This is a genomic window from Mechercharimyces mesophilus, assembly GCF_059818345.1.
The window spans coordinates 393,363-406,270 of the sequence record NZ_JCBAPH010000002.1 but is presented as its reverse complement, the minus strand read 5'-3'; the positions used below and the strand labels follow the sequence as shown (position 1 = coordinate 406,270).

Annotated in this window: 11 protein-coding genes; 9 read left to right on the top strand and 2 right to left on the bottom strand. The window is 45.0% G+C overall.

What is annotated here, in order from left to right:
• Positions 1-507 precede the first annotated feature (507 nt).
• From rpmH to rsmG, 7 genes are all read left to right on the top strand, one after another.
• Positions 508-642: a 50S ribosomal protein L34 gene (gene rpmH, locus AC6RGY_RS09620; protein ID WP_499862352.1), complete on the top strand. Its 135-nt coding sequence runs from the start codon at positions 508-510 to the stop codon at positions 640-642.
• A gap of 122 nt (positions 643-764) precedes the next feature.
• Positions 765-1,121 carry a ribonuclease P protein component gene (rnpA, locus tag AC6RGY_RS09615; protein ID WP_499862350.1) on the top strand — a complete coding sequence of 119 codons (357 nt, stop codon included), beginning with the start codon at positions 765-767 and terminating at the stop codon, positions 1,119-1,121.
• Entirely contained in the window at positions 1,121-1,330 is a 210-nt protein-coding gene (yidD, locus tag AC6RGY_RS09610) for a membrane protein insertion efficiency factor YidD (protein WP_499862480.1), read from the top strand. The genes rnpA and yidD overlap by 1 nt, the downstream gene beginning before the upstream one ends.
• A gap of 51 nt (positions 1,331-1,381) precedes the next feature.
• The gene (yidC, locus tag AC6RGY_RS09605; RefSeq protein ID WP_499862348.1) at positions 1,382-2,119 is read left to right on the top strand and encodes a membrane protein insertase YidC; all 738 of its coding nucleotides are present in this window, start codon (positions 1,382-1,384) and stop codon (positions 2,117-2,119) included.
• 115 nt (positions 2,120-2,234) lie between these two features.
• Positions 2,235-3,611 (top strand): tRNA uridine-5-carboxymethylaminomethyl(34) synthesis GTPase MnmE, encoded by a 1,377-nt coding sequence (gene mnmE, locus AC6RGY_RS09600; protein ID WP_499862346.1) that lies wholly within the window; start codon positions 2,235-2,237, stop codon positions 3,609-3,611.
• Positions 3,612-3,617: 6 nt separating this feature from the next.
• Entirely contained in the window at positions 3,618-5,507 is a 1,890-nt protein-coding gene (gene mnmG / locus AC6RGY_RS09595) for a tRNA uridine-5-carboxymethylaminomethyl(34) synthesis enzyme MnmG (protein WP_499862344.1), read from the top strand.
• Positions 5,508-5,520: 13 nt separating this feature from the next.
• Entirely contained in the window at positions 5,521-6,243 is a 723-nt protein-coding gene (gene rsmG, locus AC6RGY_RS09590) for a 16S rRNA (guanine(527)-N(7))-methyltransferase RsmG (RefSeq protein WP_499862342.1), read from the top strand.
• A gap of 105 nt (positions 6,244-6,348) precedes the next feature.
• Here the strand turns inward: rsmG and AC6RGY_RS09585 are convergent, their stop codons facing one another.
• The gene (locus AC6RGY_RS09585; RefSeq protein ID WP_499862340.1) at positions 6,349-7,470 is read right to left on the bottom strand and encodes a hypothetical protein; all 1,122 of its coding nucleotides are present in this window, start codon (positions 7,468-7,470) and stop codon (positions 6,349-6,351) included.
• A 277-nt stretch (positions 7,471-7,747) separates the two neighbouring features.
• Positions 7,748-8,944, bottom strand: a complete 1,197-nt coding sequence (locus AC6RGY_RS09580) for a ParM/StbA family protein (protein WP_499862338.1) — start codon at positions 8,942-8,944, stop codon at positions 7,748-7,750.
• A gap of 1,081 nt (positions 8,945-10,025) precedes the next feature.
• Here AC6RGY_RS09580 and noc point away from each other — a divergent pair.
• Positions 10,026-10,877, top strand: a complete 852-nt coding sequence (noc, locus tag AC6RGY_RS09575; protein ID WP_499862478.1) for a nucleoid occlusion protein — start codon at positions 10,026-10,028, stop codon at positions 10,875-10,877.
• A gap of 562 nt (positions 10,878-11,439) precedes the next feature.
• Positions 11,440-12,699: a group II intron reverse transcriptase/maturase gene (locus AC6RGY_RS09570; protein WP_499862337.1), complete on the top strand. Its 1,260-nt coding sequence runs from the start codon at positions 11,440-11,442 to the stop codon at positions 12,697-12,699.
• The last annotated feature ends 209 nt before the right edge of the window (positions 12,700-12,908 follow it).

The following is a 12,908-nucleotide window of genomic DNA, read 5'->3' as shown; positions in this document are numbered from 1 at the left end:
TCACACTCATCCACAGCTTATAAGGAGAAAAACAGTGAATGTAAGATCTAAGAAGAAGTTATCCACAGTATCCACAAATTGATGACGGAAAACCCATCCACAACTGTGTATAAGCGAGGTTAGACTTATCCACAGCGTGTGGATAAGTCTAACTTTAACCGGATCGATTCACATAAAGAAAACATCAATAGAATACCAGATTATTAGGGGAATGACAATGGGAACGCATCGACTTATCCACAATCCACAAGGGTGTGAATGAAAGAATCCACAAGCGCAGGATATGTGGATAACCGGTGGAAAGATGTGTGGAAGGAGATTGAAGTGCAGGTTTTCCACATGTGGATAAGTTGGAAACAGACGTTTCTTGACAACCTCTTTTTCCACTCGATATAATGATCTGTAGTCTAAAGTTATAACGGCGCATAGTTTGTCGGAATAGAAAGGAGGAATCCTGGCGATTTCCTTATCCGCAAGAAGAGGGAAAGGAAAGCTAGGTACCACAAAATGAAACGCACATTTCAACCGAGTAATCGTAAGCGGAAAAATGTACACGGTTTCCGTCAACGGATGAGCACCAAAAATGGTCGCAAAGTACTCAGTAACCGTCGTCGTAAAGGAAGAAAAGTATTGTCCGCATAAGCGAAGGCCACACTGTTTCAGGTGGCCTTTTTTTCCTATTTAAAGATCAGAAGTAGGGTTTAAAAAAAGATGCTTTGGTCCCATACTGGAGAGGGTAAGGGAGGCGAGAAGGAGGGATTGGTGTGCAAACCGAATATCGACTAAAGAGACGGAATGATTTCCGGCGCGTTTTTCGCAAAGGGTCATCTGTCGCCAATCGACAATTTGTTGTGTACCAGTCAAAGCGAAGAGAAGAAGGGCAGATTCGCGTGGGGATCTCGGTAAGTAGAAAAGTGGGAAATGCCGTGACACGCAACCGTATCAAACGTCGCGTCAAAGAGATCGTCCGTGAATGGGTTTCTGTTCTTCCTGATGAGACAGACATCATTATTATCGCGAGAAACCCTGCGGCAACGATGGATTATCATCAGATCCAATCTAGCTTACGCCATGTTTTTCGGAAAGCAGGCTTGTTGCAGCGAGGGGGGCAGAAGTCATGATGAAATGGCTTGCCATCTTGCTCATTCGCTTTTATCGTCGCTGGATCTCACCCTTATTCCCTCCTACCTGTCGCTTTTACCCTACATGTTCTCAGTATGGTTTGGATGCCATCACCCGTTATGGACTGATACGAGGGGGATGGTTGACAATAAAACGCGTGGTGAAATGCCATCCGTTTCATCCTGGTGGACACGACCCTGTACCTTAATAGAATAGAAATAGATATTTTTATGTTTGGGATAAAAGGAGGCGTCTTCTTGTGAATCGTCGACGCTTAAGTCTACTCCTCCTCTTGGTAGTAGGCATGATGGTGGCTACAGGATGTAGCCCGACACAGATGGATCAAATAGATCCTGAGAATAGCTTTTGGGACAAGTTCTTCGTTTCTCCTCTCTCGGATGCTTTGGACTGGTTTAATGGTGTATTAGGCAATTATGGTTTTGCGATTATTGTATTAACGATTATCATCCGTTTCTTTCTCTTGCCACTCACCCTGAAGCAGATGAAAAGCTCGAAGGCGATGCAAAAGTTGCAGCCAGAGATGAAGAAGCTACGGGAGAAGTACAAGAACGATCAACAAAAGATGCAACAAGAGACGATGAAATTGTTCCAGAAGCATAATGTAAACCCGATGGCAGGGTGCTTTCCCATTCTGGTGCAAATGCCGATCTTGATTGCTTTTTATCAAGCGATCATTCGTAACACCCATATCGCAGAATCTGATTTCTTGTGGTTAGAGCTAGGAAAGGCCGACCCATTTTACATTTTTCCTTTGCTCGCAGCGGTTACGACTTTCTTGCAATCGATCGTGATGGGTATGGGGGATAATCCACAAACACGTCTTTTCTTGTGGATAATGCCGATTATGATTTTCGTGCTCGCCTTTAACTTCCCATCGGCTCTCTCCGTCTACTGGGTGATTAGTAACCTGTTTACGATGATTCAGTATGCTATTTTAGGAGACAAGTTTAAAAAGAAAAAAGAAGTCGCTTCTTAAACTGTGCGGTAAACAAAAAAACTCTCCTTTGGGGAGTTTTTTGTTTACGTATCGCTTTATGATAAAATAAAGCGTCGAAGAGGTAGATTGTATCGGTAGTGGAGGTGAGGACGGTATGGAACAAGATACGATTGTGGCGGTTGCTACCGCGGTCGGAGAAGCAGGAATCGCTGTGATACGAGTGAGCGGACCGGAAGCGATTTCGCTAGCGGACCGGGTATTTCGCGGGAGAAATAGACTCGCGGAGGTAGACACGCATACCGTTCATTATGGATATATTCATCACCCGGAGCACGGGGAGCGTATTGATGAAGTTTTGGTAACGGTGATGCGAACACCACGTACCTTTACCCGTGAAGATGTGGTAGAAGTAAGCTGTCATGGAGGGACCATCCCGGTGCAAAAAACGGTAGAAGCTCTCTTGACGGCGGGGGTACGCTTAGCAGAACCGGGTGAATTTACAAAGCGAGCCTTTCTTAATGGGCGCATCGATTTATCACAAGCAGAAGCGGTTATCGATCTGATTCGCTCTAAGACGGATCGGGCCGCTCAAGTGGCTCTACGGCAAGCAGAAGGACGTTTATCGCAAAAGATCCAGAGGCTACGCCATGAGATCGTGGAGACACTGGCCCATCTTGCTGTCAATGTAGATTATCCAGAATACGACGCAGAGGAAATGACGAGCGCACTCTTGCGTGAACGACTGCAATGGGTGCAAGGGGAAGTGCAAGCCCTTCTGCGTAGTGCTCGTCAAGGAAAGATTTTACGTGAGGGGATTGCCACCGTGATTGTTGGCCGCCCGAATGTAGGAAAATCTTCCCTTCTAAATGCTTTGATTCAAGAAGATAAAGCCATTGTGACGGAGATTCCAGGTACCACAAGGGATGTGATCGAGGAATTCGTCAATGTCCGTGGAATCCCCTTGCGTTTAGTGGATACGGCCGGTATCCGGGAGACGGAAGATGTGGTCGAACGTATAGGAGTAGAGCGTTCACATCAAGCATTATCCGAAGCGGATCTAATGCTACTTGTGCTCAACGTAGCAGAGCCACTAAACGAGGAAGATCGTAAGTTACTCCGTCATATTGAAGAGCGGACTGCCATTGTGATTGTGAATAAAACAGATTTGGATGCTGTGTTAGATTTGGAGGAAGTGAAGCGGGAAATTGGTGATACGCCGTTAATTACCACTTCAATCAAAGAAGAGCAGGGCATTGATCAGTTAGAAGAAGCAATTTCTGACCTTTTTTTTCAAGGAAAAGTAGAGTCGCCTGAGTTGACCTATGTGAGTAACACGCGTCATGTTCATCTGTTGGAGCAAACGCAGAAGCAAGTGGTGGAAGCGCTTCAAGGGATCGATCTGGAAGTTCCACTCGATATGGTTGAGATCGATCTAAAAAATGCATGGGAATCCCTTGGGGAGATCATTGGTGACGCCGTTTCAGAAGATCTGATCGACCAAATCTTTTCCCAATTTTGTCTAGGGAAGTGAGGGGAAATGATGGAGATGGAAACAAAGTACGATGTGATTGTGATCGGAGCAGGGCACGCCGGTTGTGAAGCAGCTCTGGCGTCTGCACGTATGGGCTGCTCCACCTTGCTTCTTACCTTGAGTCTCGACATGATTGCTTTTATGCCGTGTAATCCTTCGGTGGGAGGACCGGCTAAAGGACATGTGGTGCGAGAGGTGGATGCACTGGGAGGGCAAATGGCGCGTACAATCGATAAAACCCATATCCAGATGCGAATGTTGAATACAGGCAAGGGACCGGCTGTATATGCCTTGCGAGCGCAAGCGGATAAAGTGCTGTATCAACAGGAAATGAAACAGGCTTTGGAGAAAGAACCGCAACTCACCATGCAACAAAACATGGTGGAGAAGCTTATCGTAGAGGACGGCGTGTGCCGTGGAGTGGTCACTCGTACCGGGACCCGCTATCTAGCTGAGGCCGTGATATTGACCACCGGTACGTATCTGCGCGGGAAAGTGATTATTGGTGATTTGTCTTATGAGAGTGGTCCCAACAATCAGCAACCTTCGATCGGTCTATCGCAGCATCTAGAAGAACTAGGATTTGACCTTGTGCGCTTTAAGACGGGGACTCCACCACGGGTGCATGCAGATTCGGTGGATACGAGCGAAATGGAGATCCAACCGGGGGATGAAGTCCCTCGTGCTTTTTCTTACGAGACGACGGAATACATTACGGATCAATTGCCGTGCTGGTTAACCTACACGAATGAAACGACCCATGAGCATATTCAAGCAAACTTACATCGTGCCCCCATGTACTCAGGGGAAATCGAGGGAACGGGTCCGCGCTATTGCCCTTCAATCGAGGATAAAATTGTTCGCTTTGCGGATAAGAATCGGCATCAGGTTTTTTTGGAGCCGGAAGGGCGTCATACGGACGAAATCTATGTACAAGGACTCTCAACCAGCCTACCGGAAGACGTACAACTGATGATGTTACGTACGATGAAAGGCATGGAAAAGGCACAAATGATGCGTGCGGGCTATGCGATTGAATACGATGCGATTGTTCCGACCCAATTATGGCCCAGCTTAGAGACAAAAAGGCTCCCTCGCTTATTCACAGCTGGGCAAATTAATGGGACCTCGGGCTATGAGGAAGCGGCGGGACAAGGTTTAATGGCAGGAATTAATGCCGTACGTAAAGTTCAAGGAAAAGACCCCGTCATTCTTGATCGTTCACAAGCTTACATTGGTGTGATGATCGATGATCTCGTAACAAAAGGAACCAATGAGCCTTATCGCCTACTCACCTCACGAGCCGAATATCGCTTGCTGTTGCGTCATGATAATGCCGATATGCGGTTGACAGAGTTGGGTCATGAGATTGGGATCATTCCACAGGATCGGTTTGAGCGCTTTACGCAGAAGCGGAGTATAGTGGAAATGGAGATCGAACGCTTACGGAAGACGATCATCAAGCCGAGTCAGGAATTAGCCACTCTTTTAGAGGAACAAGGCTCCAGCCCAGTCTCACAAGCGACTGATTTGGCCAGTCTGCTTCGTCGACCAGAAATTCGTTACGAACATATTGCGCAACTTTCGTCGCCCTCCGCACTCTTGGAGGCGGGCGCAGCGGAACAAGTAGAGATCCAGCTTAAGTATGAGGGGTATATCAAAAAGTCACTGCAACAAGTAGAGAAAATGAAACGGATGGAACGAAAGAGTATCCTGGAGTGGGTAGATTATCAGAATATCCATGGCATTTCTTCTGAAGCACGTGAAAAGCTAGATCAAGTACGTCCATTATCATTAGGGCAAGCGGCCCGAATTTCAGGCGTCAATCCAGCTGATATCTCCATCTTGTTGGTTCATATTGAACAAGGTGGCAAGTCGTTTACCAAAAGTGAATAGGAGGGGAAACGAGATGGGAGAAAGCCAACAATGGTTGGCTGAGGCGGCATCCAAGCTCGGCATTACTTTAACCAAAGAACAGTTACATCAATTTCATCTATACTATCACTTGCTGGTTGAGACGAACAAACAATTTAATCTGACTGCTATCACGGATGAAGCTGAAGTTTATCTCAAACATTTTTACGACTCCTTATTGATGGCGAAGGTGGTCCCCTTTTCTACCCTCTCATCGCTGATCGATGTGGGAACCGGTGCAGGATTTCCAGGAATCCCACTTAAAATCGCCTTTCCTCATTTGCGCCTTTGTTTGATGGACTCCTTAAACAAGCGCGTGCAATTTTTAACGGATGTGGTGGATGAACTGGGTTTCTCTCAAGTGGAATGTGTGCATGGCCGAGCAGAAGAACTAGGCCAACAGGCACACCTGCGTGAGCAGTTTGACATCGCGACCGCCCGTGCTGTCGCAAAATTAAACGTACTAGCAGAGTACTGCCTTCCCTTTGTTCGCCCTAACGGTCAGTTTATTGCGATGAAGGGTGCGCAAGTAGGAGAAGAGATGGAAGAGGCGTACCCAGCAGTGAAGAAGTTGGGTGGATCAAGATTAAAATTAGAAGTATTTTCTTTGCCACAGGACCAGGGGAAGCGTCACTTTATTATGGTGCCCAAAGTGGCCACTACTCCGTCGCAATATCCTCGGCGCCCGGGAACGCCGGCGAAAAAACCGTTGCGGTAACGGATAGAGGGAAGAAGCGAAGGCAATAAAGCGATTGCTGCAGAAATGATTTTGACAGGAAAAAAGCTGACTGATCAGGTTTATCAACTGACAGTCAGCTTTTTGTTAGCCGAGATTGTTAATCAAATTATGGAGACCTCGTAGTGCAACCTTTCTTTTTTCCTGACTCATTGATGATTGCCGATCAAACGGATCACTAAAATCTTCATACGCATTATAACCATAGGGATCTTCTACTTCTATGGAATCACGCTTCAATGAGTCAGTTGCCGGCTTTTTTAGCGGGGGAGGAGACCTCTTTTCCGTTTGTGCATTCGTTTTGGTTGCGGCCACTTCCTCTTCTGGAAAGTGGTTTTTGGTACGTCGCGCTTTTTTTGTTATTGATTTCGCTTGGGTATCCGCTTTTTTTTCTTCCCATACCACCTTACTCTGGTTTCCTTCCTTTTTTGTGGATGAGGATGGATGGGAAGGTGGTGTGGATGGGCTAGTAGATTGTTTGGCTAGTTGCTCTGTTTGCTTACGATGAGATCGTTTTTCGTCCATGTGGATGACAGATGGATGATCTCGGCGCTGCCGTGTTCGTTCCTGTACGGAGGACTTTCTATCGGGTGGGTTATAAAGTGCCTGTTCCTTTTGTGGTGCCTCTGTCTCCTCTTGTTTATTGGCCCTAAATTGGGCAAGCGGATCCTTATGCTTAGGTTTGGCAGGAGGTCTACGGCTTTGCATACTGCGTGTAAGTTTTTTGCGGAGTTCCATCTCTCGTTTGCGGAAGGATGGTGTATCATCAACCAGGACTTCCGTGGTTTCTTGCGGCTTGGTTCTTTTTCGAACAGGACGATGGATCATGCGTGAGCGCATGTGAATTTCACGTTCTTGCGAAAGAGAAGACGCAGTAGTGGGTTCATCTAGTGTTAGCGGTTGATTCACTTTTTCTTGAAGAGCATGCATGGTATAGACGATTTGCTGACCTTGTCCTTCATCATTTGGAAGTTGAGTCATGATTTTCGTCTGCTTCTTCTCGAGAGAGCTCTGTTGTTCATCTGGATAGAACACTTGGTGGCTTGTTCCTTTATTACAGGTTTGAATAAAGGAGGCAATCTCATCTGGATGAATGGGAAGTAAGAGAACGGACTTTCCATCAGCAGCTTGTTTTTTCGCTAACTGTTCGCCTGTCTCTTTATCAGGGCTAATAAGGATAAGATCGAACGTTTCAGTTTGATAGGCCATGGCTATTTCCCCTCCTTCTTGAGATCGTATGAGGATCCATTTCTTTTGATAATTAATAAAATGTTTCATAGAGTATAACTTGAAAGTTTCTTCCTTCTTTAATCATAATGGGATTTCATATAGATAGTAAAGAGGATTTTCATTGTTTTGTAAGGAATCCGCTCGAAATGACAGATCGAATGGAGAAGAATATGCTTGGTGAATAGTTCCTCCCTTAAGCCACAAGGACTTAAGGGAGGTTATCATAGATGAACGCACGTTTTTCAGTATTCGTTTCTTACTTCTCTTCTTTTTTCTTATTAGTGGTCTTACTGCTATTGTTTCTAGCAGTAGGAGCTTGGAATTCTTGTTGGATCGAAGCCGCTACTTCTTGATGATTCTTCGATGGAATGGCCGCTTTAAATTTGGATTGCGTAAACTTACAGAGACCGAAGGCATTAGCAAATTGAGCTTCGATACCATAATCTTCGGCAAAGATCAGTTTGTCGCCGAACCGCTCATGGTAAAAGGGCTTAAATGGAATAGAGGAGCCACCCGTTAAGATAATATAGGTGATATCATCCCCGTAATCGAGACGGTTCCAAACTTCATTGACGAGGGATTGGCCAATCTCCTTAATGCAATCGTCTACGATTCCTTCTACGTTAAACACATTTCCTTTGTAACTGATCTCCCCAGAGCGAACGACCCGATTTAAACTCCAAATGGGGTATTCTTTGCCTTGTCCATCAGGATCCATCTCACGGGTGAACTCTGTCAAGCGCTTGGAAAGCAGGTTGTATACGTTGAGCATAGCAAAGCGAGAGGTAAAGCTTTGACGTTTAATAATGGTTTCACCGTGTAACGTTTCTACATCGGATGTACCAAATCCGAGGTCATTGATGCTCACTTTACGAATAAACAAGTCTTCATTGAGCAATTGTCCTTCGCGATCAAGCGCGATTTGGAAGAGAGTTGCCATCGGTTGGCTAATCACATACAGATTTTCTGGTTTAATTTCAAATTCGACCTTACGATAAGGAAGGTTCCCTTGTTTCATTTCGAAGGAGTGCTTCCCAATCAAACGACGCTTTAACTCATCTTTATAGTCAATGTAGCTATCTGTCGGGAGCGCTACCGAGATAATAGGCTCTTCATCATCCTGTTGCAACATGAGTGCCGTGCTGACACGGAACATAATGAGGTATTCATTTTCACGGAACCATGTTGGGCTGAAAAGACGGCGTTCATGGGAGTCAAAGAGTTCATCGTCCCCTGATTGCTCAATCGCTAACTTCCCGACAAACCATTCGCGATCGCCTTCATTTTCACGGTACATAATGTTGTGAGGGTCATTGTTGTAAGTAATTTCGCCAACACGGTTGGGGACGACCATGTTGCGGATAAACATCTTATAAAACTTATCTCCATTGCGAGCGACCACTTTGGTTCCATAGTAACCTTGGTCATTTCCGATGTATACAGGTGTACTCATCATTATCTCTCCTTTTAATGGGTTGTTTTTGATGGCATGTCAAGCGTAGGTAGGATTTTGCTGTCGAGCAGTCCTGACGATCGGTTCCTCTTTTTTGCATGGGCTTAGACCCGCACTTCTATAAGTGAACTTTTCCAATCAGATGAAGATTCAACTTCTCCTCATTCCCCGATGTTTCAGCATGGACTGAAACGAGTTTGATGGTGTTTTGTGAATAGATATATAGTTGCATATACAAATTTTTTACAAATCAGATATTTTTCTATCACAAACTCTTTATCTAGGGCTTTCAGATATTTTTACTCATCCTACTCTGTACGCGGATACTTGATAGTGGGCAAGTTTTCCTATGCTCATATTTAGATTCTATCAAGTGGTGAAGATGAAGGTCAACCAAAAAGGATTAGTAGGAGTTTTCTATAAAAATCTATCTATTACCTCTATATAATAATAGGTAATGATGTTATCTACCGTCTTATTATCTTTATATGGAAAAGTTGTTTGATAAGGGGATTGTATCAATATATAATTCTCCGCTACCTAGCGAATCCCTTTTCTGAATTTTTGCATAAATTACCATTCAGGATTGTTTATTGTGAGGAACTCTTCTACTTACTTTGGCATGTGAATTTCATGGAAGGATTTCACTCTTCTCGCCATCACGATAAGAGAATGTTTAAGTATTTACAGAGGTCTCTATGAAAGTCGTTCCTTGTTAAAAATGATTTCATGATGAAAAACGATCTTTGAAGATAAGGATAAAAGCTCCTCTAAGAGTGGTTGGAAGATGGGTGAGCGGTTCTCCTTAAGGGAGACAGAGCTGTGGATTAGACGAAGTCCACCAACCACACACCGAGGGAACCTGAAGCTCCGTTGCTGGTTGCTATCGTCCGGAACGTATGGCGTAGTCTATGAGTGTTTTCTATGGAATGTTTCACGTGGAACATTATAATAGAAAGTTTCTTTTTCCCATTCAACTTCCGTGGGAGATCATATACAATAGCGGTAGAGTAGAGAATTCATTATAAGGAGGGCAGAGGCGTACGTGCTCATAGGAGTGGAGCAAAGGGCGCCGTTTTGGATGAAGGAGCCGTTTACGCGGTGGTTTGGGAAAGAGGAAAAAGTGGATAAAGACGAACTAAAAGAGTTATCCGTCCATGAAATTGTCCCCAGTCCCTATCAACCGCGAACCATATTTGATGAAGATCGAATTGATGAACTTTGCGAAACAATTCAGAAACATGGTGTAATCCAACCGATTGTCGTTAGGAAGAATGAGCAGGGGTACGAGATCATCGCGGGAGAACGTCGTCTGCGAGCAGTACAGAAGCTCCAGATGGAAAAGATCCCAGCGGTCATCCGAAACTTCAACGATGGACAAGCAGCGGCTATTTCTTTGATTGAGAACTTACAACGTGAAGGACTAACGGTGATCGAGGAAGCCAAAGCGTATCAACGTCTCATGAAGTTGCAAGGTTGGACTCAAGAGGGATTAGCGAAGCAACTAGGCAAAGGGCAATCCACTATTGCAAATAAAGTACGCCTGCTGCAATTGCCAATGGAGGTACAAAACTCCTTATTAAATCGACAAATTTCGGAAAGGCATGCACGTGCACTATTGGCTTTGCCAACAGAAGAAGTACAAATGAAAGTGTTACACGAGGTTCTCGATAAAGAGTGGAACGTGAAGGAGACGGAAAAGCGAATCGAACAGCTTTTGTCTAAAGAGGGGAAGCGAAAAGCGAAACGAAAGGCTGTCTCCAAGGACGTCCGCATTGCGATTAATACCATATTCGAGTCAGTTAAAATGGTGAAGAATACAGGTATGCAAGTGGATACGGATGAGCGTGAACACGCAGATCACTATGAAGTGGTTATCCGCATTCCGAAACAGAAAAAAGCAAATCAAGAAACCAAAGGTGGAAAGTCATAATGGGAAAAGTCATGGCGATTGCAAACCAAAAAGGTGGTGTTGGAGTGCGTCCGTAAGGGTTTTTGAACAATGCCGTACAGGCTGGGAAGCGAGAGATTCCTATGATCACCTAGCTTACCCAAAGAGGAAACTTGGATGGGGAACATAGCATGCTAGGAAAGCGCATACCACCAATAGCGAGCAATAGTGGATGATGTGCGAGATCAGTAGGGGCAATATGGCTAAAGCTAGACTGCTTGAAACCTAGTTTCTTGACCCTAACCACCGGGATGTACGAAGGCTCGTTGTTACGTACATGGAAAGAATGAGCGAATCTTTTTCCAACGGGTTCGATCCTCTCGATTCTTTCCTAGCGAATCAAGTGATTCGTGAAAGAAACGAACGGGTGGCCTACGTTGCTCTATTGTGTTCAAATATCTAAACGGAGATGGCCTAAGGCAAAGGTTAGTAAGCGATCTTTGCGATGGTCACGGAGCCTCTGTAGTAGTCCGCGGTAGGGAAAGCCTACTACTTGGCGAAGAGAGGCAGGTTGTTCAAGCGATAAGGAACGGAGGTATGCGAAATGCAAAAAGCCGAAGTCGTCTTATCGATACTGAGTGAAAAAGCGCAGATGGATCCGCAATTTGTTTTTACTCGTCTTTATCGATTGTTTTTTAATCCGGACTTTTATACTTATGCGGACAAACGGCTAAATGGTGGACGAGAAGCTAGCCTCACTCGTGAAGAAATTTTAGCCCTGATTGATACCATGAAGAATGAAAGGTATTACCCGACACCCTACTCTACCTCTGAGAGCCTCCAAATGGATCAAGTGGTGGAAGAGATGGTGTGGCTCGTATTACATACGATCTATCAACCACTCTTTTCTAAGAGGCTCCATCGTTCTTGTTTCAAAAAGGACCGTTTGACAGCGTTACAATCTCTGAGAGAAGAGTACAATGGTGCACAGTGGTGTATTAAGGGAAAGATTGATTCTCTCCTACCACTGTTGGATCAGAAGCTGCTTTTATCACGGATTTGGCAGCGAGTAGCGGATGGGCGATGGATGGAGCTATTGCGCAGGATGATGATGGGAGGAGTACTGCAACGTTCTAGCTTGTTGCAACAATTATTAAGCGATATCTATTTGTACGAGTGGGACCATCGATACGGCCGGGAAGAGGATCCGTCATCTATCTATGTACGCTATGGTGGAGAGTGGCTCTTCCTATTAGCAGGGGGCAAATCGGATGCCATCTACTGGAAGGATGAAATGGAGTCTACCCTCACCCAATCTCTAGGTTTCTCTCTCAATGTGGATTCGCTTACTCTCCACCATCTGGGCAAGAGCAAGGTTTCTTTCTTAGACTACGAGCTCTCTAGTAGATCGAATCGAAAAGGGAAACAGGGATCTTCTGTAAAGTCTCTACAATTACTTGTGCCAAGTAGTCAAATAAATAAGCTTTTGCGTCCCTTTCGAAGAGAAAGCCAGCCTATCCATCATGCTGCTCGTCTTCACCTATCGATTCCCATGATGATTCAGCTCTACAATCAGGAAATGGAAGAGGTTTATCGCTACTATTGCCTTGCGAGCAATGTGAACAAAAGGATGCGTCAATTTCACTATTTTCATTATCGTAGCTTAGTCAAGACGATTGCTCGCAAGGAAAATCGGTCAATGAAGCAGGTATTACAAAAATATGGAGTCTTAGTATCGGTAGAGAATGGAGGAGGGAAAAGAAAGCGAATTGGCTGGGAGGATGGACAAAAAAATATTTTCTGCTATCATCATTCACCTTTTATCCCACTATCCTCCCCTCCTTCCCTTGATCAAAACCGATGAGAGTTTCCATCAACCAGGCTCCGAGAGCAACTGACACGTTTGAGCTGTTTGCTTTTATCGGGGAGAGTAGAGGCGGATCATGGCGGTCTTCTTAGAAGAGATCCATCTGTGCGTGTAAAAGAACTCAGGAACAACTGGAGAGCCGAATACATCGAAAGGTGTACGTTCGGTTCGGAGGGGGGTCTACAGAAACCTGCGATATCCGTTCG